The organism is Klebsiella sp., from assembly GCF_027492335.1.
GTDB lineage: Bacteria > Pseudomonadota > Gammaproteobacteria > Enterobacterales > Enterobacteriaceae > Klebsiella > Klebsiella huaxiensis.
Genome location: NZ_JAPUEW010000042.1, coordinates 186317 through 207869 on the forward strand (window position 1 = coordinate 186317; position 21553 = coordinate 207869).

Annotated in this window: 18 protein-coding genes; 7 read left to right on the forward strand and 11 right to left on the reverse strand. The window is 56.4% G+C overall.

Annotated features, from left to right (window positions below):
- Nucleotides 1–544 precede the first annotated feature (544 nt).
- Both QVF11_RS12850 and QVF11_RS12855 read left to right on the forward strand, forming a co-directional pair.
- Nucleotides 545–3322 (forward strand): flavocytochrome c, encoded by a 2778-nt coding sequence (locus tag QVF11_RS12850; protein ID WP_287857283.1) that lies wholly within the window; start codon nucleotides 545–547, stop codon nucleotides 3320–3322.
- A 68-nt stretch (nucleotides 3323–3390) separates the two neighbouring features.
- Nucleotides 3391–4341 carry an FAD:protein FMN transferase gene (locus QVF11_RS12855; RefSeq protein ID WP_287857285.1) on the forward strand — a complete coding sequence of 317 codons (951 nt, stop codon included), beginning with the start codon at nucleotides 3391–3393 and terminating at the stop codon, nucleotides 4339–4341.
- On the opposite strand, the gene dcuR is transcribed toward QVF11_RS12855, so the two are convergent.
- The 3 genes from dcuR to QVF11_RS12870 form a co-directional block, all read right to left on the reverse strand.
- The gene (gene dcuR, locus QVF11_RS12860; protein WP_142513915.1) at nucleotides 4322–5041 is read right to left on the reverse strand and encodes a two-component system response regulator DcuR; all 720 of its coding nucleotides are present in this window, start codon (nucleotides 5039–5041) and stop codon (nucleotides 4322–4324) included. The genes QVF11_RS12855 and dcuR overlap by 20 nt on opposite strands.
- Nucleotides 5038–6657 carry a sensor histidine kinase gene (locus QVF11_RS12865; protein ID WP_287857288.1) on the reverse strand — a complete coding sequence of 540 codons (1620 nt, stop codon included), beginning with the start codon at nucleotides 6655–6657 and terminating at the stop codon, nucleotides 5038–5040. The genes dcuR and QVF11_RS12865 overlap by 4 nt, the downstream gene beginning before the upstream one ends.
- Nucleotides 6658–6786: 129 nt before the next feature.
- Nucleotides 6787–7683: a LysR family transcriptional regulator gene (locus QVF11_RS12870; protein WP_142515028.1), complete on the reverse strand. Its 897-nt coding sequence runs from the start codon at nucleotides 7681–7683 to the stop codon at nucleotides 6787–6789.
- Nucleotides 7684–7790: 107 nt separating this feature from the next.
- Here QVF11_RS12870 and QVF11_RS12875 point away from each other — a divergent pair, with 107 nt between their 5' ends.
- The 5 genes from QVF11_RS12875 (at nucleotide 7791) to QVF11_RS12895 (ending at nucleotide 14111) form a co-directional block, all read left to right on the forward strand.
- Entirely contained in the window at nucleotides 7791–8531 is a 741-nt protein-coding gene (locus tag QVF11_RS12875) for an SDR family NAD(P)-dependent oxidoreductase (protein WP_142515027.1), read from the forward strand.
- A gap of 232 nt (nucleotides 8532–8763) precedes the next feature.
- On the forward strand, nucleotides 8764–9669 hold the full coding sequence (locus QVF11_RS12880; protein WP_112214340.1) for an N-acetylmuramic acid 6-phosphate etherase: 906 nt from the start codon (nucleotides 8764–8766) through the stop codon (nucleotides 9667–9669).
- Nucleotides 9670–9970: 301 nt separating this feature from the next.
- Nucleotides 9971–11626 (forward strand): malate dehydrogenase (quinone), encoded by a 1656-nt coding sequence (gene mqo, locus QVF11_RS12885; protein ID WP_287857291.1) that lies wholly within the window; start codon nucleotides 9971–9973, stop codon nucleotides 11624–11626.
- Nucleotides 11627–11891: 265 nt separating this feature from the next.
- Nucleotides 11892–13067, forward strand: a complete 1176-nt coding sequence (locus QVF11_RS12890) for a multidrug effflux MFS transporter (protein WP_287857293.1) — start codon at nucleotides 11892–11894, stop codon at nucleotides 13065–13067.
- A 117-nt stretch (nucleotides 13068–13184) separates the two neighbouring features.
- Complete coding sequence (locus QVF11_RS12895; protein ID WP_112214338.1) at nucleotides 13185–14111, forward strand: LysR family transcriptional regulator; 927 nt, start codon at nucleotides 13185–13187, stop codon at nucleotides 14109–14111.
- Here QVF11_RS12895 and mdcH read toward each other — a convergent pair.
- The 8 genes from mdcH to mdcA form a co-directional block, all read right to left on the reverse strand.
- The gene (gene mdcH, locus QVF11_RS12900; protein ID WP_287857295.1) at nucleotides 14101–15003 is read right to left on the reverse strand and encodes a malonate decarboxylase subunit epsilon; all 903 of its coding nucleotides are present in this window, start codon (nucleotides 15001–15003) and stop codon (nucleotides 14101–14103) included. The genes QVF11_RS12895 and mdcH overlap by 11 nt on opposite strands.
- Nucleotides 15000–15620 carry a malonate decarboxylase holo-ACP synthase gene (locus QVF11_RS12905; RefSeq protein WP_142513908.1) on the reverse strand — a complete coding sequence of 207 codons (621 nt, stop codon included), beginning with the start codon at nucleotides 15618–15620 and terminating at the stop codon, nucleotides 15000–15002. The genes mdcH and QVF11_RS12905 overlap by 4 nt, the downstream gene beginning before the upstream one ends.
- Nucleotides 15621–15622: 2 nt before the next feature.
- Nucleotides 15623–16582, reverse strand: coding sequence for an AEC family transporter (locus QVF11_RS12910; RefSeq protein ID WP_112214335.1), 960 nt, complete (start codon nucleotides 16580–16582; stop codon nucleotides 15623–15625).
- A gap of 131 nt (nucleotides 16583–16713) precedes the next feature.
- Entirely contained in the window at nucleotides 16714–17514 is an 801-nt protein-coding gene (mdcE, locus tag QVF11_RS12915; protein ID WP_142513907.1) for a biotin-independent malonate decarboxylase subunit gamma, read from the reverse strand.
- Complete coding sequence (locus tag QVF11_RS12920; RefSeq protein ID WP_142513906.1) at nucleotides 17514–18347, reverse strand: biotin-independent malonate decarboxylase subunit beta; 834 nt, start codon at nucleotides 18345–18347, stop codon at nucleotides 17514–17516. Before QVF11_RS12920 ends, mdcE begins: the two co-directional genes overlap by 1 nt.
- Nucleotides 18340–18639 carry a malonate decarboxylase acyl carrier protein gene (gene mdcC, locus QVF11_RS12925; RefSeq protein WP_112214332.1) on the reverse strand — a complete coding sequence of 100 codons (300 nt, stop codon included), beginning with the start codon at nucleotides 18637–18639 and terminating at the stop codon, nucleotides 18340–18342. The genes QVF11_RS12920 and mdcC overlap by 8 nt, the downstream gene beginning before the upstream one ends.
- Before the next feature lie 17 nt (nucleotides 18640–18656).
- The gene (locus tag QVF11_RS12930; protein ID WP_287857300.1) at nucleotides 18657–19499 is read right to left on the reverse strand and encodes a triphosphoribosyl-dephospho-CoA synthase; all 843 of its coding nucleotides are present in this window, start codon (nucleotides 19497–19499) and stop codon (nucleotides 18657–18659) included.
- Nucleotides 19499–21154: a malonate decarboxylase subunit alpha gene (gene mdcA / locus QVF11_RS12935; RefSeq protein WP_112214330.1), complete on the reverse strand. Its 1656-nt coding sequence runs from the start codon at nucleotides 21152–21154 to the stop codon at nucleotides 19499–19501. The genes QVF11_RS12930 and mdcA overlap by 1 nt, the downstream gene beginning before the upstream one ends.
- Nucleotides 21155–21553 lie beyond the last annotated feature (399 nt).

The window sequence follows — 21553 nt, forward strand, 5'->3', positions numbered from 1 at the left end:
ATTAATTGTCGGCTCTGGTTAGTGCGATGACGATTATTTAACGCTGTTTGTTGGGCGTTAAATTAAAATATTTGGATATTTATATATTGCGCTTTCATACGCTGTTGCAATTGATTGAGATCAAAAAAAGCAGGTTGTTAGCGATTTTTTTTAATTTATCGATAACCCTATATGATGAGGTGTTTATTTGTTTAAAATAACGATAAATGTTAAATCAAATAAAATCATGCTTATCTTTATTTTTTTCATGTTATTGTTTTATATAATAAAATTTTTATTTCCTAAAATTTTAAATCATTAACAAAAGTTTCTTTTTTGTTATGGTGTGTTTGCGTTGTGTGAATGGTGTATTTAAATTTAATAATGCAATAGAGGTATTGGTGTTATTGTTGGTATTAAATAGTTTTTTAACTAACGTAATTACTTTGGTAACTAAAAATAGCGCTATATTATGGCTATGACTTAAGGAATATACAAAATACAACTAAAAACAATTCCGTCACCCAATTCTGAATTTTCAATATTTAAAATCTGGAGCGTCATTATGACCAGTAACCAACGAATTCTGCGTCCTTTTACTTTGCCGAACGGTACTGAATTAAAAAACCGCCTGTTGATGGCGCCAATGACCACCTGTACCGGTTATTTTGACGGTACCGTGACCAGCGAGCTGGTGGAGTACTACCGCGCTCGTGCCGGCAGTATCGGCACCATTATTGTTGAATGCTGCTTTATCGATGATTACGGCCTGGCGTTCCCGGGCGCAATCGGCATTGATAATGATGAAAAAGTCGCCGGTCTGGCCAAAATTGCCGAGGCGATTAAAGCGGAAGGTTCAAAAGCGATTCTGCAAATTTATCACGGTGGACGGATGGTTGACCCGCAGCTTATCGGCGGACGTCAGCCGGTAGCGCCCAGCGCGATTGCCGCGCCGCGTGATGGCGCAGCAACTCCCCGTGCGCTGAGCGGTGAAGAAGTTGAAGGCATGATTGCCAAGTTTGGCGAAGGTGTACGCCGCGCTATTCAGGCGGGTTTTGACGGCGTTGAAATTCACGGTGCGAACACCTATCTGATTCAGCAGTTCTACTCGCCAAACTCTAACCAGCGCGATGATGAGTGGGGTGGTAGCCAAGACAACCGCGCTAGATTCCCGCTGGCGGTGCTGGATATTACCCACAAAATGGCCCGCCAGTACGCTGACGATGCCTTTATCATCGGCTATCGCTTCTCCCCTGAAGAGATGGAAGTCCCCGGCATCCGTTTTGATGACACCATGTACCTGCTGGAAAAACTGGCCGCTCGCGGCGTGGATTATCTGCATTTCTCGGTTGGCGCAACCTTGCGTCCGTCCATTGTCGATACCACTGACCCGACTCCGCTGATTGAAAAATACTGTGCTATGCGGTCTGAAACGTTGGCTCAGGTGCCGGTCATGGGCGTAGGTGGCGTGGTGAACGCCGCCGATGCCGAGCAGGGGCTGGATCACGGCTACGACCTGATGGCTGTGGGCCGCGCCTGTATCGCTTATCCTGACTGGACGAGGCGAATTGCCGCCGGTGAAGAGCTGGAGCTGTTTATCGACAGTACTCAGCGTGAAGCGCTGAACATCCCGGAACCGCTGTGGCGCTTCTCGCTGGTAGAAGCGATGATCCGCGATATGAGCATGGGTGATGCGAAATTCAAACCGGGGATGTTCGTCGAAACCGTTCAGGATGACGCCAACGAACTGGTGATTAACGTCAGTCTGGAAAACGATCGTATTGTCGATATCGAACTGGCCGCCAGCCCGGTACAAACCGTCGAATTCACCACCAGTTTTGAAGAGATCCGCGAACGCATTCTGACCGCTAATACCCCGCACGTGGATGCGATTTCCGGCGCAACCAGCCAGAGCGAAGCGGTGAAAAAAGCGGTCTCCAAAGCGATGCTGAAGTCCAGCAAAGCGCTGGCCGCCGAAGAGGGCGAAGGCGATGTCACACCGAAAAGTTATGATGTGGTGGTGGTCGGCAGCGGCGGCGCCGGTCTGGCTGCGGCCATTCAGGCACACGATGAAGGCGCAAGCGTGCTGATCGTCGAGAAAATGCCAACCATCGGCGGTAACACAATTAAAGCCTCTGCCGGAATGAATGCGGCAGAAACTCGCTTCCAGCGCGTGAAAGGTATTGAAGACAGCAAAGAGCTGTTCTATCAGGAAACGTTGAAAGGCGGGCAAAACAAAAACAACCCTGCGCTACTACGTCGCTTTGTCGAAAATGCGCCGGAAGCCATTGAATGGCTGGCGCGTCGCGGCATTATGCTCAACGATATTACCACTACCGGTGGGATGAGCATTGACCGTACTCACCGTCCGCGCGACGGATCGGCGGTCGGCGGCTACTTAATCAGCGGCCTGGTGCGCAATATCACCAAACGCGGCATCGATGTTCTGCTCGATACTTCGGTGGAAGAGGTCCTGATGACCGGCGATGAGGTGAGCGGCGTACGCTTGCTTAATGATGAACAAGAAACCGTTGTAGTACAGACGAAGAGTATTGTGGTGGCGACCGGCGGCTTCAGCGCCAATAGCGCGATGGTCGTGAAATATCGCCCGGACCTGGCGGGTTTCGTGACCACTAACCATAAAGGGGCAACCGGCGGAGGTATTGCGCTGCTGGAACGTATCGGCGCGGGCACGGTGGATATGGGCGAAATCCAGATCCACCCGACGGTGGAACAGCAAACCTCGTATCTGATTTCCGAATCGATTCGCGGCGGCGGGGCCATCCTGGTAAGCCAGCAGGGCAACCGTTTCTTCAACGAGATGGAAACCCGCGATAAAGTCTCGGCATCGATTATCGCGCTGCCGGAGCACTATGCTTACATCGTGTTCGATGAGCACGTCAGGGCGAAAAACAAAGCCGCCGATGAATATATCGCCAAAGGCTTCGTCACCAGCGCCAGCTCGCCGCGTGAGCTGGCGGAGAAACTGGGGATGGATTACCATGCTTTCCTCGCAACCCTGGAGCGCTACAACGGCTTTGTCGAAAAACAGCATGACGATGATTTTGGCCGTACCACCGCTCTCCGTGCGCCAATTAATGAAGGCCCCTATCATGCGATTCGTATCGCGCCGGGGGTTCACCACACCATGGGCGGCGTGACCATCAACACCGAAACCGCGGTGCTGAACGCCGGGCATCAGGTGATTCCAGGCGCTTTTGCTGCAGGTGAAGTGGTTGGCGGCATCCACGGCGGCAACCGTATCGGCGGTAACGCGGTGGCCGATATCATTATCTTCGGCACTCTCGCGGGTCATCAGGCGGCGAAACGCGCCAGAGGTTAACGCACAGGTGACACCTGCCGGGCAAGCGATAACGCGGCCCGGCGTAAACGTCTTCATGGGAGTACGTTATGTCCGATAATCGCGTCTACAGCTACTCCGCCGTTCTGATGGGTTCGCCCATTCTGCTTAAGCTCTACGTTCATGATGAATCTCTCGCCTCGCGCGTCTTTCAACTGATTAAACGCTACGAAGACCTGCTTACCGTTAACCGCGCGCAGTCGCAGGTGATGGACATTAACCATGCCGCCGGACGTCATCCGGTCACGGTGAGCCGCCCGGTCTATGCGCTGATTAAATGCGCCAAAGCCGCCAGTATGGTGCGCGATAGCGCGTTTAATCTGGCGATTGGCCCACTGGTTAAGCTGTGGCGTATTGGTTTTCAGGGGCACCGCGTCCCCGAGGCGCAGGATATCACCGCCCGACTGGCGTTAACGCGTCCACAGGATGTGATCCTCGATGAGACTGCCGGCAGCGTCTATCTCGTCCAGGCGGGAATGGAGATTGACCTCGGCGCCATTGCTAAAGGCTATATCGCTGACCGGGTTCGCGACTATTTACAGCAGCAGGGCGTGAGCGCCGCGCTGATTAACCTGGGCGGCAACGTGCACACCCTCGGTGACTGGGCGATCGGCTTAAAAAAACCGTTCTCAGAAGCGGAGGCGCTGGTTGGCAGCATTGAAGTAGCGGGGCAGTCGGTGGTGACATCGGGAATTTACGAGCGTTACTTCGAACAGGACGGTAAACGCTGGCACCATATTCTTGATCCGCGTAGCGGCTACCCGTTGAATAACGAGCTGGAAAGCGTGACCATAATTTCCGCCGACTCTCTGGACGGCGATATCTGGACCACCCTGATTTACGGTCTTGGCGTTGAGAAAGGCTGCGCGGCGCTACGCCAGCGCGAAGATATCGAAGCGATTTTTGTGACCAAAAACCGCGACGTTATCCTCTCTTCACAGCGCCATTTTCGCTTCCTGCTGCTGGACGACAGCTATAACCTTATTGACTGTACTGCTTAAGCAAACCGTACTGCTCGGCTATCAGGTGATAGCGATACACTGGACGACCGGTGGCGCCATAATGAATGCTGGTATAGAGAATATTAATCTGCGCCAGCCAGATCAGATATTTACGGCAAGATACCCGAGAAATATTCACCGCCGCCGCCAGTTCGTCAGTAGAAAACTCGATGTCCGGGTGGGCATCAATCCACTGGCAAAGGGTACGTAGCGTCTGAACGGTCAGACCTTTCGGCAGCTTACGCGCATCGGTGGCTTCAGGCACACCACCGTGCAGCAGGCGGTCGACATCTGCTTGTTCATAATAGGGTTGACCGGTCATCAGCTTGCGCTTTTCGCGCCAGGCGGTCAGCGCCTCTTCAAAGCGCGGAAACTGGAAAGGCTTAATGAGATAGTCAACCACACCGTAGTGCATCGAGGTCTGTACCGTCGCAGCGTCAGCGGCGGAGGTGATCATAATCACGTCGATGGCTCGCCCGGAAGCGCGAATGGTCGGCAGCAGATCCAGGCCGCTATCCTGCTGCATATACACATCCAACAGCACCAGATCTATCTCCAGATCCTTATCGTTAATCATCTCCCTGGCTTTATTCAACGTCGACGCCGTGCCGCTGCAGCGGAAGCCGCTGACCCGCGCCACGTACAAGCGGTTCAGTTCAGCGACCATGGCATCATCGTCAACAATTAATACATTTATCACGCACTTTTCCTTTTACTTTCCCAGGGAAGATGAACAAAAAATTGGGTAAACACGCCGGGTTCGGATTCGACGGCCAGCGACCCGCCCAGTTCACGAAGCTGCTGGCTGGCGAGAAACAGCCCGACCCCGCGATTCTCACCTTTAGTGGAGAATCCTTTATTAAAAATATCATCAATAAACGCTTCCGGGATCCCGGGGCCATCATCGCTGACTTCGCCGCTCAACCAGCCGTTCTGATAGTGCAGCAGCAGACCCACTTCGCCTTCGGCCTGGCCGCTCATAGCATCCAGCGCGTTCTCGATTAAATTGCCCAGCACCGTGACCAGTACGGTAACCTGTTTTTCATTCGGACAGTCCGGCACCAGGCTCTCTTCCGCAAGCGTGAGGGTAAAGCCACGCTCTTTCGCACGCTGAATTTTACCGATTAAAAAGCCCGCCACGACCGGTGATTTAATGCGGTTCTGGATTTCACCGATATCCGCCTGGTAGGTATGGGCTGTTTGCAGCACGTACTCTTCCAGCTTGCCGTAGCTTTTCATATTCAGCAGGCCGAGAATCACATGCAGCTTGTTCATGAATTCATGTGAAGTGGTGCGCAGGGCGTCAACATAGTTCACCATCCCGTCCAGTCTCTGTAGAAGCTGGCTGACTTCGGTTTTATCGCGAAAGGTGCTGATTGCGCCGACCACATCATTCTGGCTACGGACGGGAACGGTATTGCTGATCAGCAGTAGGCCGTTACAGCCCAGCTCCCGATCGTAAATCGGCTCCCCGGTTTGCAGCACCTCCTGCAAATCCGCCAACAGCGGCGTTTGCGCAATATCGTGGTTGGGGCTGCTAAACAGCATATTGCGCGCGGCGGGGTTAATCAGCGTGACCTGGCCGTCAGCATCCACCGCTACGACGCCTTCTTTTAATGAATGCAACATGGCCTGACGCTGCTGGAACTGAGTTGAGATCTCCTGAGGTTCAAGGCCCAGCAGTACGCGCTTCAGACCGCGGACCAGGCTCCAGGTACCAATGGCGCAAACCAGCGCACTGAACAGCACGGTTAAAATCACATCCCAGCGGCTGGCGGCGATTTGCGTATCGACTTTGCTCAACGAAATCCCGATAGCCACCACGCCAATTTGCTGGTGGCTATCGTCAAATACTGGGGTAAATACCCGTAGCGCCGGGGCCAGTACGCCGTGGTTGACGGCGACGTTCTCTTTACCCTTCAGCGTTGGCAGGATGTCATCGCCGATGAAAGGTTTGCCGATAATTTGGCTGTTGGGATGCGAATAGCGGATGCCGTCCATATTGGTGACCACGGCGAACAGCAGGCCATTCCGTTTGGTGGCGGCCAGCGCCAGCGGCTGGATGATACCGCTATCCGGCGGCAGCGCCAGACCGCGTTTGACCTCCGGGGTGTCCGCCAACGTCCTTGCCACCGCCAGCGCCGTGTCCTTCACGCCGTCGCGGGTTGCGCCGCTTATCTGCATAAACCACAGGGCATAGACCAGAATCAGTACTGAACCGATCACGCTGCCAATCATTAAGGTGACGGCGGTGCTCAGCTTCATACTCATTGGACGTTTACGCGCGGGCGCAGCCTGCTGCGCTAGTTTATTCATTCCGACCCCAGGGTAAAACTCATAGAGTTGTATTATCGCTGAACGAAAGGCTTTCATAAAGCTGTGTAATAAAAGCAAAATATATAGCGAGCGCGCAGTTGGTACGTATCGGGCAAATCCACTATGGGCTTATTCGCCGCATTCAATCCGCAGATAATCGACAAACGCCCGCAGCGGCGACGCCATTTGCTTACGGCTCGGGTAGTAAACGTAAAAGCCGGGGAAGGCGGGCGTCCATTCAGGCAGGAGCTGAACCAACTGCCCTGACGCTAACCAACCGTCAACCTGATGAGCAAACTGGTAAGCGATACCCACTCCCGCCAGTGCGATGGGGGTGAGCATCTCCGGCTCATCGACCACAATCGGCCCTTTGACCGCGATTTCACAGCTTTCATTGTCACGCTGAAACTCCCAGCGATAAACGCTGCCATCGCTGGGCCGTCGATAGGTCAAACACGGATGTTGCAATAAATCCTGCGGTTTGCGGGGCCGTGGAGCCTGCGCCAGATAGTGCGGTGAGGCGACCACTTTCATCTCAAGGTCGCCGCTTAGCCTGGCGGCAATCATATCCTGATGGAGCTTCTCACCCAGACGAATTCCAGCATCGAACCCGGCTGAGACGATATCAATCAGGCAATCGTCGGTGACAATATCCAGCTCAATATTGGGATAGCGCTGAATAAAGCCGCCGAGCAGCGGGGACAGATAATGAATGGCGGCGACCCGTGAAACATTGAGCCGCAAACGACCTGCGGGATTATCGATAGTTTGCGCATCGGTAACCGCTTCCTGTAGGCCCGCTAGCGCCGGAGCGAGCCGCTGCATCATACGTTTACCCGCTTCGCTTGGCGCGACGCTGCGCGTGGTTCGGTGCAGCAAGCGCACGCCGATACGCTCTTCGAGTCGCCGTATTGTCGCGCTTAAGGTGGAGGTCGTGACGCCAAGATGAGCGGCGGCTCGGGTGAAGCTGCCTTGCTCTACGACCATCGCGAAGGCCCTTAATTCAGCAAAATCACTTCCTCGCATTATGCTGGTTTTCCCAAATAGTCCTGTTGATAATTGTTCTATTATCAAACAGACCTCGGCTGGTTACCATCCCGTTGAGTACCATCACCCATCAGGAGCGATCAGCAATGGCAAGATTTACTGCGAAACGAATTCTAGTCACCGGAGCGACAAGCGGTATCGGGCTTGCCGGGGCAAAGATGATTGACAGTGAAGGGGGATATGTTCTGGCGACAGGGCGCGATTCGCAACGGCTGGAGGCTCTGTGCAGGCAGCTTTCCGACCGGGCGCGGGTGGTTTATAACGACGCCAGCGACCCGACGACAGGCGAGGCGCTGGCCCGTGAGGTTGAGGATTTTGGCAGACTGGATGGCCTGTGGTTGAATGCCGGATATGCTGGCGTCGGTGAACCCGTGCAGGTTAATGCACACAGCTTTGACAGCATGATGGCGGCCAACGTGCGCGGGCCGGTACTGCAATTTGCAGCGCTTGCCGGAGCGCTTAACGCGGGGGCCTCGGTTATCGTGACGGCATCGACGTCGGCTTATGAGGGAGCGGCAGCGGCAAGTCTCTATTCAGCGACGAAAGGGGCGCTAATTTCGCTGACCCGTTGCTGGGCATCGGCTCTGGGGCCACAAAATATCCGCGTCAATACTTTGGTCCCTGGGCCAATAGATACCGACTTTCGCCATTTTATGAGCCAGGACTTTCGCCGTGAATTTGAAACCTCAGTGGTGAGCCGACTGGCGCTTAACCGCCAGGGAACGGCCGAAGAAGCGGCAGAAGTGGCGCTATTTCTTCTCTCTGATGCGGCATCGTTTGTCACCGGAAGTCAATATTTTGTCGATGGTGGACTGGCGATGTACTGAGTCTTCATTATATCTCATCTATACCTACCAGACCGGATAAGCCTAACTGGTCGGATAACAACCAACCAGCAGTCACCGCGCTTCAGGGGCGATAAAACTGTGACTCCCGTGGCGGTAAAGTGCGTCAGGAAGGCTTTACACTGGCATTAATAGCCATGGTCAATGAGAGGGTTTACCACCGGCTTGCGCTTTTCACCTTAGAGAGTTCTTTCAGTTTTAAATGGAGGTTTTTATGAGCAGTAAGCCAACCGCTTCAATGATGGAACGACGCCACCCTGAAACCACCCATATCGACAGCCTTGCCACGCTCGATATGCTGACGTTGCTGCACAAGGATGATAAGCAGATTACCGACGCTGTTGGAGCATGTTTACCCGAAATTGCGCGTCTGATTGATAATGCGACCGCGACGCTGAGCCGGGGAGGGCGACTGGTGATTGTCGGCGCTGGCGCCTCGGGGCGGGCTGCCGTACAGGCGGTGAGTGAATTTACGCCAGAGGGGAAACACTCGCTGGTTGGGCTTATCGCCGGGGGGCCGGCTGCCGCGCTCCAGGAGATGGAAACCGCTGCGAACGATTACGATCTTGGCGCCCTTGAGCTACAGGCCTTGCAGTTCAGCAATCAGGATATGCTGCTGGCGCTAACGGTCAGCGGAAAAACGCCGTGGGTCTGGGGGGCCATGCGCCATGCGTGGTCGTTAGGCGCGCCTATTGCCGTTCTGACGCAGCAGGCTAACAGCGAAGCCGCGCAGCTGGCGGATATCATCATTGCCCCGCAAACCGGGCCGGAAGCGGTGGCGGGCTTTGGTAACCCCAAAGCGCAAATTGCGCAGCGGCATATTCTCAATATGCTGACCACCGGGCTGGCGATTCGCGCTGGGCGAGTGTATGAAAATCTGCGCGTCGATCTCCAGGCCAGCACGCCGCGCTGGGCCGAGCGCCAGATAGCCATCGTGATGGCGGCGACGGAATGCTCGCGTAGCGAAGCCAAAGCGGCATTGGCCAGCTGCAATCAGCACTGCCGGACGGCAATATTAATGATTCTCAGCGGGCTTGATGCCTGGCAGGCGCGGGAGCTGCTGGCGGAGCATAACGATCATCTGCGAATTGCGCTACGCTCGGCGCAGCCGGTCGTTTGACCTTAACTATCCGGCGCGTATTTCTGCAATACGCGCCGGATTATTTAAAATAATCCACAAACCACTTCTCCTTTTTATTCCACACTGTTTGCGTGCTTTTTGATGGGGTTATTCCCAGGTGAGAAGTATCTAACGTATTATCTGTTTATATGGATGGGTGTTATTTTACTTTTTTAAGTTAAAAAACCAGGTTAATGATAATTAGCTATGTGTGCGAAAGTGTAAATGATATTTTAAAATAAAGTAAAAGTGCGTTAATATGCACCCTCTTATTACACTTGTGCTATGTGATATTTCTATTATGCCTGCAATTAAAAATACGATTATATCTATGACCGCATTAGCGATGTTCGTCAGTTCGGCGACATATGCAAATGACGATACCTCGAAAAAAACCGATTTCCTGTTGATTGGCGGCGGCATTATGAGCGCGTCGCTGGGGACCTGGCTGCACGAATTACAGCCGGAGTGGAAACAGGTGATGGTTGAGAAGCTGGATGGCGTCGCGCTGGAGTCGTCGAACGGCTGGAACAACGCCGGGACCGGACACTCTGCTAACATGGAGCTGAACTATACGCCGGAACGCCCGGATGGCTCTATCGACGTCAGCAAAGCGTTGGATATTAACGAACAGTTTATGATCTCCCGCCAGTTCTGGACGGCGCAGGTCAAACGCGGCATTTTGCACGATCCGCACTCTTTTATTAACTCTACCCCGCATATGAGTTTCGTCTGGGGTGATAACGTGGATTATCTGCAAAAACGTTATACCGCCTTGCAGCAAACCACTTTATTCCAGGGGATGAAATTCTCTACCGATCACGCGCAAATTAAACAGTGGGCACCGCTGGTGATGGAAGGTCGCGATCCGCAACAAAGAGTTGCTGCGACCTGGACGCCGGTGGGTACCGATGTTAACTATGGGGAAATAACCCGCCAGCTGATCGGAAGCCTGAAGAAAAATAACAACTTCACGCTGCAAACTTCGTCTGAAGTCACCGATTTTAAACGTAATGCCGATAATTCATGGCACGTAACCATTAAAAACGTGAATAGCGGTGAAGAGCAGGCGATTGATGCCAAATACGTCTTTATCGGCGCAGGTGGCGGCGCGCTGAAATTACTGCAAAAAACCGGTATTCCTGAAGCGGATAACTATGCCGGTTTCCCGGTGGGAGGCTCCTTCCTGATGACCGAAAACCCGGCGGTGACCAAAGAGCATCAGCAAAAAGTCTATGGTCAGGCCTCGGTGGGCGCACCGCCGATGTCGGTACCGCATCTTGATGCTCGTTTCCTCGACGGCAAGCGCGTAGTGCTGTTTGGGCCATTTGCGACGTTCTCAACGAAGTTCCTCAAAAATGGTTCATTCCTTGACCTGTTGAGCACCACCACGACCGATAACGTGCTGCCAATGACGCACGTTGGGCTGGATAATTTTGATCTGGTGAAATACCTGATTAGCCAGGTCATGTTGAGTGACGATGACCGCTTTGCGGCGCTGAAAGAGTATTACCCTGGCGCGCGGAAAGAGGACTGGAAGCTGATTCAGGCCGGACAACGCGTGCAGATCATCAAGAAAGATGCTGAGAAGGGCGGCGTGCTGAAGCTGGGTACGGAAGTGGTGGTCGACCAGCAGAAAACTATCTCCGCGCTGTTGGGCGCTTCGCCGGGGGCTTCCACCGCCGCGCCGATCACTCTGAACGTGATTAAGCAGATGTTCCCGGAACAGTTCAACTCCCCGGAATGGCAGAGCCGCATTCGCGATATCGTTCCGAGCTATGGGCAGAAGCTGAACGGCAACGTTGCGCTGACTCAGCAGGTTTGGAATGACACCGCTGCCGCATTGCAGTTGACCAAACCGCCGGTGATCGAGATGAACGCCGCTGCGCCGGTCATGACCGCAAAACCGGCAGAGCAGAAAGCGGAAGCATCGCCGCAGCACGATATGGCACTCTAAGCCCACTCCTGTGAAATTGCCCGGTGGCGGCTAGCGCCTTACCGGGCCTACGGGACGAGTTTGGGTTTTGTAGGTCGGGCAAGGAGCTAGCCGCCGCCCGACAGAAAGGCGAGCACGGTAATCCAAACAAGTTGGCGACCCGACTCCCACGATTAATGAATCTCACTCATAACCTCAATCCTTTTATGCAGGATTATTCCGCACGTCTTTCCCGCTAAACTCCTTGCTCTCCTCATCGCAATCCCTCTCCTTAACGGAAATAATAATGACTTCACCGCAAACGCGTGCAGCCAGCGGGCCGCTGTTTATTCTGATTCTCAGCGGGCTGATGGCGTTCACCTCGCTCTCGACGGATATCTACCTGCCGGCGATGCCGGTGATGGCTGCCGAATTACAGGGCGACGCTGAGCTGACTATCACCGGTTTTCTGATTGGTTTTGCCCTGGCGCAGCTGGTCTGGGGGCCAATTAGCGACCGGCTAGGTCGGAGAAAGCCGCTGTTTATCGGCATGTTACTGTTCATCATCGGCTCCGCAGGTTGTGCGCTGTCGACCACTATCGATCAAATTGTCTTCTGGCGCGTCTTCCAGGCGCTGGGAGCCTGCATCGGGCCTATGCTGGCGCGGGCGATGGTGCGCGATCTTTTTGCCCGCAGCCGAGCGGCGCAGATGCTTTCAACCTTAACTATCGTGATGGCTATTGCGCCGATTGCCGGGCCGCTAATCGGCGGGCAGATGATTAAAGTCACCAGTTGGCACGCTATCTTCTGGCTGCTGGTGGTGATTGGTGGGCTGATGTTTATCGCGCTGCGCTGGCTGCCGGAAACTCTGCCGCCGGAACGTCGTCAGCAGGGCTCAATGCTGGGGGCATTTCGCAATTATAGTCAGCTGTTGAAAAACGCGACTTTTATGCGCTACACCCTGAGCCTGACCTTTTTCTACGTCGCCGCTTATGCCTTTATAACCGGATCACCGGATGTCTATATTCGCTACTACGGCGTTGCGCCGCAGCATTATGGCTGGCTGTTCGCAGTGAATATTATTGGGGTTATGGCGATGAGCGTGGTGAACCGGCGTCTGGTTCAGCGCCACGCCCTGAGCTCGCTGCTGAAAATATCGCTGGCGGTTGCCGCGCTAGCCGTCGTGATACTGGCGACGGGCGTCAGGCTGCAAATTGGCGGTATTGGTCTGATAGTGGCCAGCGTGTTCCTCTTTTTCTCGATGAACGGCGTGATTGCCGCCACCTCGACCGCCGCGGCGCTGGATGAGGCAGGGGCGTTTGCTGGTTCGGCCTCAGCGCTGATTGGCTCATTGCAGTACGGTAGCGGGATTATTTCTTCGTTACTGCTGGCGTGGCTGCGTGACGGTACGCCATGGACGATGGCGTGGATCATGACCGCCTTTACCCTCGCCAGCCTGCTGCTGGCCTGGCGAAACCGATAAATTGCAATGCGGGTATACCCCTCTTCCGGCTAATACCTCAATCGGTAATTGCGTTTATACTATATTGAAATAACACAAGAAAATGCTAATAAAGACCGAAGTGCGGGGCGCAATGCAATGAAAGACGACATTAATCAGGAGATCACCTTCCGCAAGCTGTCGGTTTTTATGATGTTTATGGTGAAGGGCAATATCGCCAGAACCGCAGAGGCGATGCAGCTGAGCGGCGTCAGCGTTCATCGGGCGCTGCACACCCTGGAAGAGGGCGTCGGCTGCCCGCTGTTTATCCATAAAGGGCGCAATCTTCTGCCGCTGCCAGCGGCGTGGACGCTGCTGGAATACTGTCAGGACGTGATGAGCCTGATGACTCGGGGACTGGAAGCAACGCGCAAAGTGGCGGGCGTCGGACAGGGGCGGCTGCGCATCGGCACGCTTTACTCCCTGACGCTGGAAACCGTGCCGCGCATTATTATGGGCATGAAGCTGCGCCGTCCTGAGCTGGAGCTGGATCTCACCATGGGCTCCAATCAGATGCTGCTGGATATGCTGGAAGATGATGCGCTGGATGCCATTCTGATCGCCACTAACGAAGGTGAGTTCAGCAATTCCGCTTTTGATGTGGTCCCGCTATTTGAGGATGACATCTTCCTCGCTGCCCCGGCAACGGAGCAACTGGATACCAGCCAACCTGCCGAGCTGCGCGATTACGCTGAGCGTAAGTTTGTCTCGCTGGCGGAAGGATTTGCCACCTATGCGGGCTTTCAGGATGCGTTTCAGGTAGCCGGATTTGAGCCGGAAATCGTTACCCGGGTTAACGATATCTTTTCAATGATTAGCCTGGTGCAGGCGGGGGTGGGGTTTGCACTGCTGCCGGGACGCATGAAAAAAGTCTATGAAAACGACGTACAGCTGTTGAAGCTGGCGGAGCCGTATCAGATGCGCCAGCTTATCTCGATTGTCTATTCACATCATCGCGAACGCGATGCCGACCTGCTGGCGCTGGCGGCAGAAGGGAGGATGTACGCCCGTAGCCTTAACCATTAAGCCGGGTTGCCAGGTGACGAGCGACGTCTACGCCGCTGCGTTCCAGCGAAATGCTCTCACCGTGCCAGCCCGCCTGGCGGGTGAGACAGGTCAGTACGCCGCCTGGTGGCATCTCAATTGCCAGCCGCGCCTCACGCTCATCGGCGGCAACCATCGCCTCCTGCCAGCGCACGGTGCGCGACATATTCAGCGCCAGATCGTCAGCGATTTTCAGCGGGTCCCAAAGCACGCGCGCCGTGGAGCCGCTCAAATACGCGCAGCGCGGTCGCCGGAGCGTGATGGTAGAAAAGGCCTCCGCCAGCTCAGCCGCCGGTTTATCCAGTAGCGCGCAATGCGACGGTACGCTGACCGCCAGCCGCTGCGCTTTGCTGGCACCCGCCTTCAGCGCCAGCTGTGCCACTCGTGCCATCTCCTCATTGCACCCGGCAATGACAATCTGCGTTTCAGCGTTAAGGTTGGCGATATACAGCTCGCTGTCGGCAATCAGCTTTTCCACGCTGTTGAGCGTCAGACCCATAATGGCGGTGAGTCCGTAGCCGTGAGGATAAGCCTGCTCCATTAAATCGCCGCGTAGCGCCACAAGACGTAGGGCATCGGTGAAGTCCAGCGCATCGGCAATCACCGCTGCCGGGAAAGCGCCGATCGACAGGCCGCTGACCATGTCCGGGTTTACGCCCTGACGCTGAAGCTCCCGCGCCCAGGCAACACCGGTAATCAACAGGCAAAGCTGCACCGCACGGGTATGTTGTAACGCGGCGGCGCTATCTAAATGGTCCACTTCATCGCCAAGCACGGTGCGCGCTTCGGCCATAATATTCTGGCGATCGGGGATAGCGGCGAGCATACCTTGCCGCTGGTTTCCCTGACCGGGAAAGGTAAAGAGAATTTTCATACTTCCTCCCTGTTCCACGGCGTCTCGGTCAGACGCGCGCCGTGGGACATCTTCAGCAGAGCGCGGCCATCGCGCAGCCACTCGTTAAGCGCGAAAGCCCCGGCTGGCGTTTCGACCTGAGTATCCGCCCGACAGGGTAGCTGCGCGACGCACGCTTGCCATTCGAGCAATGCCTCACGAGCCACAGGCTGCGGGGCGCGAATGAGTAGATCCAGATCGCTGGTGGCGTGCAGAACGGGAATTTCGGTGGCCAGCGCGTAGCCGGTGCTGCCGGTAATGCCCCAGCGCCATGGCCAGTCGTGCAGCGTCAGTGAAATAGCCGCCTGTACCGGCGGCTGAGAGACAAACGGTGAGCGCAGAAGCAGCTGGCGGTCGGCGAGCGTTTCCGGGCTGATGGTACGAACGATATTCTCCATCCGTACCCAGCCCGCCGCCCGCTGTTCGCGCTTCATGCCCCGCACGCCCACCGGAATGCGGGCGTCGGCATCAACGTCACGTCGGACCACCACCGGCAGGCTGACTCGCCAGTGCTGGGCGACCCAGAGTTCCTCGGTAGCCTCCAGCGCACAGGCATGATTCAACCAGACTAAATCGTGAGGACGCGGCGTTGATGACATCGTTAGATCCCTGAAGTTAAAGTGATAAACAGCGGCAGCGACAGGATACACAGAACCGAGCTTAACAGCAGCACCGCTTCCGCATCCGGCGACTGCACGCCAAAGCGGTTACCGAACACCACGCCGAAGAAACCGGCCGCCAGGGCAATCATCAGAATGGCGGTAATGGCGATGGAGCCATGCAGACCGAGTAGCATCACCAGACCCCAGGCGATAAACGGTTGCACCAGCAGTTTAACGATGGTCGATGTGGCGATGAGCGCGTTGAGTTGCAGCTTACGCGCCGACAGAATCACCCCGGTCAGGAACAGTGCTGCGGCGGTTGCCGCCAGGCCCAGCGGTTTGATTGAGGCCAGCAGCAGGTCCGGCATTTTGATACCGATGGCGGAAAGTACCACCCCCAGCAGCGGGCCCCAGACAATCGGTTTTTTCACCGAACGCCACATCAGTATCGGCAGCATCGCCAGCGTCGAACCGCTATTTTCTCCGGCTGCCAGCGCCTTTTCACGTTCCAGAATTAGCAGACAGAACGGCGTCATCAATACCGAACCGCAGGCAATAGACACGGCGACCGAGAGCGAGGTTGATGCACCTTCGCCAAGCACGCTGCCAAGAATCGGCAGGCCGAGCGCGGCGTAGTTAGGCAGCGCCACGGTCAGGGTCAGCACGGCGGCATCCTGCGGTGAGCGCTTAAAGACGCGGGTAGCGAGGAAGTAGATGGCCGCGTAGGTGATCCACATCGCGCCGGTGAGCACCAGCACCAGCGGCGATTGAGCGACAATCCCGCTCCATGGGGTCTGTACCGTGGCGCTAAACAGCGTCGCGGGCAGAGCGAAGTCCATCACGAAAATGTTGAGTAGCGAGACGTTTTTGTTATCGACCATTTTGGCCTTGCCGGCCCAGAAGCCCAGCAGCATGATGACAAAAATCGGCGCGAGGGCATGAATAATCACATAAGTCATAAATCACCTGTAAATGAAAAAGAGTACTGACGCGATTGTTATAATTTCTAAAAGCAGTCTCTCCCCAAAGACACTCGATGAGTGCCTTTAGGTGGCCGCTTCCGGCAGGTTTTCTTCTACTTAGGGACTGACTACCAGCTGGCGCGCATACGATCGCGTACTAGCTGGGAACTACGACGGTTCTCCGCCCCCAGGCGGCACTTCAGCGTGGCATCCTGGCGGGCGTCAGCGATGGCGTCGCGCAGGGTGGTGGTGACCAGCGTCAGGTCGCGGGCGTCTGGGGCATCCGGATTGCTGATATCGAGCAGGGCGGAGAGCAGGCCGAGCGTTGCGTAGTTGCTGACGTCATAGGCCATCGGCGGGATAGTTGCCGCCAGTTTCTCCAGCGCCTCAACGGTACGCAGGGTGATGCGCGCGGCGGACTCTTTGCCCATCGCGTGGACCAGCACGCCGCTGTCGTTAAAGGCGATCAGGCGGTTGGCCTGGTAGCCGTGGGCCAGAAACGCCCCGGACATCGCTTTGCCGACAATCAGGCCAATTACCGGGTGACCAGCAAGACGCGCTTTGGCATAAGCGCCTGCCGCACCGGCCAGCGCCTGGTGAATACCGAAGGCCTCTTCGCGGCGACCATAGGCCTGGCTTGGCACATCGATAACCGCAATGATTGGGCGCTTCACCGGGTTATCCGCATCGGCAGCGATAGTTTCGTTGACCACTTTCGCCAGAGTCCAGCCTTCAAGCAGGCCGACTTCGCCCTGAGCGGCGCGCGGGTAGTGGTTTTTAGCATCCGGCACCACGGCGATAAAACGCACGGTTTCACCGTTAAAATCGGCATCGGCAACCTGTACTGACGGGCACAGACCGCTCATCAGCGGGGCATTTGGTGCCAGCTGGTTTAGCCACAGCGCGGCGCGATTAGTGAACTGACTCATTATTTCTCCTCCCGGGCGAATAGCTGTTTGATCTGCGCGGTATCCGCCTGCTGGCGGGTATCGAAGTGGGTCAAACGGGTCAGGAAATCATCATATTTGTCGCTGCGATGCTGGGCCGGCACGCCCTGGGCAATCGCCTCGTTCATTGCCGTTTTCACCGCGTTGACGCCGTCACCCACCAGCGCATCCACCAGGCCGCTGGCGTAGCGAATTTCGCCGCCGGTCATGCTCCAGATAAACGGACGGTCACGGGAGTCATACTCTTCAATCCCCGCTTCCTGTTCGATAACTTGTGGCCCGTTGAGCCCCAGGCGCGCTTCGCGGGTGACAATCAGGTAGCTGCACAGTGCCGCGGCGATGGACATCCCACCGAAGCAGCCGACGGTGCCGGTGATAATACCGACCACCGGGGTGTAGCGACGCAGGTCGACAATCGCGGCATGAATATCGGCGATAGCGGCAAGGCCCAGATTGGCCTCCTGCAGACGCACGCCGCCGGTTTCCAGGCACAGCACCGCCTGGGTGGGGATACCGTTGCGGTTATCTTCCGCCGCCAGTTCAAGCGCGGCGGCCATTTTCGCGCCGGAGACTTCGCCCATGCTGCCGCCCTGGAAGGTGCCTTCAATGGCGATCACCACCGCGGGTTGACCGTTAATGGTACCTTTCGCGACGACCATGCCGTCATCGGACTGCGGGACGATACCCTGTGCGCCCAGCCACGGCGACATGATGCCTTCGAACGGGTCGAGCAGCTCGCGATAGCTACCGTCGTCCAGCAGGATGCGGGCGCGTTCGCGGGCACGTAATTCGATAAAGCTGCGATCGTTACGCATGAGCCACCTCCTCAAAAACCTGTTCAATGCGGATACGCGCCACGCCCGGCGTTGCACCGAAATCGTGGATAATCAGCAGCCCGCCGGGCAGGCCGTTAACCAGGTTCAGGCGGTCGAACAGCGCGTTCCAGCGCGCCTGGCTGTTGTCCACCGAAGTGGTTATTTCTACGTTGAGCGTGTTGCTCTGTCCGGCGGTATAGAGCACTTCCATATCGCCGGAGCCAACAACGCCTGCCAGCGCTTTGCCGCTGAGGGCGCGGTTGGCAGGAAATGACAATTTAATCTGTTCCATAACATCCTCTGAATGCGTTAGGCGGAAACCCGGTCGAGAAACAGGGTGGCGGCAAGCAGGTCCGCAGCGCCACCCGGCGAGGCGTTCTGCGCCAGCATCTGGGCATTAAGTTGCGCCAGAGCGGCGCGGCCCGTAGCTGTCGCACATCCTCCGGCGGTTAGCACCTCGGCAGCACCTTGCTGCATGGCGTCAAGTCCCGCCATTCCGGCGCGAGAGAGCACGCAGGTATCGCTGAGCGAAGTCATAATCGCTATCAGCGCGTCGAGGCGGGCTTGCTCTTCGCTGGCCCCCTGCGCCCGGCTGCGCAGCAGCTGCGGCAGCGCCAGGGTGGTGATGTGCGGAAAAGCGCACTGCGCCTCTTCACGCGCACCCGGCACCTGCCAGCGGCGGCTGGCGCGCAGACCTTTACTGAAGGTCTTCGGCGCGCAAGCGTCCGGCAAACGGGCGAGGGCGGCGGCAGTTTCCGCGATTCTCTGTGAATGACCTTTTCCCCCCATCATGGCCGTTGCGCTGACCAGCAGGCCAAGGGCCCAGATAGCGCCGCGATGGGTGTTGACCCCGGCCGTCGCCTGCATCATCTGCGCTTCGCCTTCACGGCCCAGACGACCAACGGTCTCGCGCAGGGCGATATCAACCGGGCGCAGCCAGCTTTGCTGTGCCAGCGCGTGAAAAGTCGGTGTCAGGCTATGGGCCGAGCGTTCCATCAGCGCCAGATTCAGGTCCAGATGCGCGCCGTTGCCACGGCTATCAACCAGGCCAGGTTTCGGGCTAAGGCGCGCTTCGTCGATCAGGCAGTCGCTGGCGATTTGCGCCAGACGCCGGGCCCGGGTTTCTGCGAGTTGGGGAGAGAGGTTTTTCATTACCAGCTCCGGAATTTTGCCGGTGGGTTGTACAGGCCGTCGGACCATTCCACCAGGTCTGAGACGCTGCCAGCAGCAAGCAAGGAGCGGGTGGCGTCGCTACGACGAATGCCGATATCTTCCGGGTAAACGACTTTTCCGCTGCGGCGCAGTTCGGCCACGCGTTTGGCGTCAACTCCGAGGCCGATATCGGTGATCCCGGCCACCGCAGCGACCATCGCCCGGCGCTCTTCAAGGCTTTCCGCGCGATAGAGATAGGCAATTCCTTCTTCGGTTAGTACGTGGGTTACGTCATCGCCGTAGATCATCACTGGCGCCAGCGGCATTCCGGAGGTTTTCGCCACTTCAATGGCATCCAGTTTTTCTACGAAGGTTGGTTTAACGCCCGCCTGGAAGGTTTCCACCATCTGCACCACCAACTTTTTACCGCGTTGCATCGGGTCGGGTTCGGTAATCATATTCAGCCAGGCCGGGGTGGCGTGACGACGACCGTGCGGGTCATGACCCATGTTAGGCGCGCCGCCGAAGCCGGAAAGACGCCCACGGGTGACGGTCGATGAGTTGGCGTAGCCATCCACCTGGAGTGTTGAGCCGATAAACATATCCACCGCGTACTGACCTGCCAGCTGGCAGAAGGCGCGGTTGGAACGCATGGAGCCATCTGCGCCGGTAAAGAATACGTCAGGGCGGGCGCGGATGTACTCTTCCATCCCCAGTTCGCCGCCGAAGCAGTGCACGCTCTCCACCCAGCCGCTTTCAATCGCCGGGATCAGCGTCGGATGCGGGTTCAGGGTCCAGTGTTTACAGATTTTGCCCTTCAGACCGAGCTGTTCGCCGTAGGTCGGCAGCAGCAGTTCGATGGCGGCGGTGTTAAAGCCGATACCGTGGTTTAGCGATTGCACCTGATGCTCGGCGTAGATGCCTTTAATCGCCATCATCGCCATCAGAATATGTTCCTGTTTGATCAGGCGCGGATCGCGGGTAAACAGCGGTTCGATAAAGAACGGTTTATCGGCAACAACGACGTAGTCAATCCACGAACCGGGGATATCAACGCGCGGCAGGTCGCATTCGTCATCCACCAGTTCGTTGACCTGCGCAATGACGATACCGTCATGGAAGGCGGCGGCTTCAACCAGCGCCGGAGTATCTTCGGTACTTGCTCCGGTGTAGAGATTACCTTTGCGGTCGGCTTTGAAACCGGCGATCAGCGCGACGTTCGGCGACAGGTCGACGTACAGGCGGGAATAAAGTTCGATATAGGTGTGGATCGCGCCAATTTCCAGCAGACCATCTTCCAGCAGCTGCGAAATACGCAGGCTTTGGGTGCCGGAGAAGGAGAAATCAAGTTTACGGGCGATGCCCTTTTCAAAGAGATCCAGATGCTCGCTGCGTCCGACGCTCGGCATAATCATATGCAGGTCGTGGATTTTTTGCGGGTTGACTTCAGCCAGCATCCGCGAGAGGAAATCGGCCTGTTTCTGGTTGTTGCCTTCCAGCACCACCCGGTCGCCGGGAGCCAGTAAATGTTCCAGAACCGCAACCAGCTGGTCGGTGGGAATGACTTTACCTGAGATCTTAGCCTCGGCCAGTCGCCGCTGTTTTTCCGTCCGTCGACGGTTCCAGACCCGTCCGGTCGTTTGTTCGGCACTCATTGTTAACCTCCTGATTCGACAAATCGTTTTGATTGTCCTGGTGTGGAAGTTAGTGTGCGGCCCCGCGTGTCTGGCATCAATTAAGGCTGGCGGCGAATTGTTAGCGTAAGAGTAATAATTGGCAGGTGAGAGATGTGATGGCGATCAATAATGAAGATGAATGATTGGTCTACAGACATGGGGGGTGTGTATAAAAAGAACCGAGTCGGCATGGTTCAGGGACTGATGCACTGGCGCTGCTGCTTCCCGGTGGCGCTGCGCTGACCGGGCTACGGGTTCACCGCCGTCTGCGGGCAGGTAGCCCGGAAAAGGCGCGTCATGCGCCTCCTCCGGGGAATGTGTCGGGACTGATGCACTGGCGCTGCTGCTTCCCGGTGGCGCTGCGCTGACCGGGCTACG

Excerpts from the sequence above, each read along its gene's own strand:
- QVF11_RS12855 (WP_287857285.1), top strand. The coding sequence starts at position 3,391 with ATGTCCGATAATCGCGTCTACAGCTACTCCGCCGTTCTGATGGGTTCG.
- QVF11_RS12870 (WP_142515028.1), bottom strand. The coding sequence starts at position 7,683 with ATGCGAGGAAGTGATTTTGCTGAATTAAGGGCCTTCGCGATGGTCGTA.
- QVF11_RS12875 (WP_142515027.1), top strand. The coding sequence starts at position 7,791 with ATGGCAAGATTTACTGCGAAACGAATTCTAGTCACCGGAGCGACAAGC.
- QVF11_RS12890 (WP_287857293.1), top strand. The coding sequence starts at position 11,892 with ATGACTTCACCGCAAACGCGTGCAGCCAGCGGGCCGCTGTTTATTCTG.
- mdcC (WP_112214332.1), bottom strand. The coding sequence starts at position 18,639 with ATGGAACAGATTAAATTGTCATTTCCTGCCAACCGCGCCCTCAGCGGC.
- mdcA (WP_112214330.1), bottom strand. The coding sequence starts at position 21,154 with ATGAGTGCCGAACAAACGACCGGACGGGTCTGGAACCGTCGACGGACG.
- QVF11_RS12850 (WP_287857283.1), top strand. The coding sequence starts at position 545 with ATGACCAGTAACCAACGAATTCTGCGTCCTTTTACTTTGCCGAACGGT.
- mqo (WP_287857291.1), top strand. The coding sequence starts at position 9,971 with ATGCCTGCAATTAAAAATACGATTATATCTATGACCGCATTAGCGATG.
- QVF11_RS12920 (WP_142513906.1), bottom strand. The coding sequence starts at position 18,347 with ATGCGTAACGATCGCAGCTTTATCGAATTACGTGCCCGCGAACGCGCC.
- QVF11_RS12930 (WP_287857300.1), bottom strand. The coding sequence starts at position 19,499 with ATGAAAAACCTCTCTCCCCAACTCGCAGAAACCCGGGCCCGGCGTCTG.
- QVF11_RS12895 (WP_112214338.1), top strand. The coding sequence starts at position 13,185 with ATGAAAGACGACATTAATCAGGAGATCACCTTCCGCAAGCTGTCGGTT.
- mdcH (WP_287857295.1), bottom strand. The coding sequence starts at position 15,003 with ATGAAAATTCTCTTTACCTTTCCCGGTCAGGGAAACCAGCGGCAAGGT.
- QVF11_RS12905 (WP_142513908.1), bottom strand. The coding sequence starts at position 15,620 with ATGTCATCAACGCCGCGTCCTCACGATTTAGTCTGGTTGAATCATGCC.
- QVF11_RS12880 (WP_112214340.1), top strand. The coding sequence starts at position 8,764 with ATGAGCAGTAAGCCAACCGCTTCAATGATGGAACGACGCCACCCTGAA.
- mdcE (WP_142513907.1), bottom strand. The coding sequence starts at position 17,514 with ATGAGTCAGTTCACTAATCGCGCCGCGCTGTGGCTAAACCAGCTGGCA.
- QVF11_RS12865 (WP_287857288.1), bottom strand. The coding sequence starts at position 6,657 with ATGAATAAACTAGCGCAGCAGGCTGCGCCCGCGCGTAAACGTCCAATG.
- QVF11_RS12910 (WP_112214335.1), bottom strand. The coding sequence starts at position 16,582 with ATGACTTATGTGATTATTCATGCCCTCGCGCCGATTTTTGTCATCATG.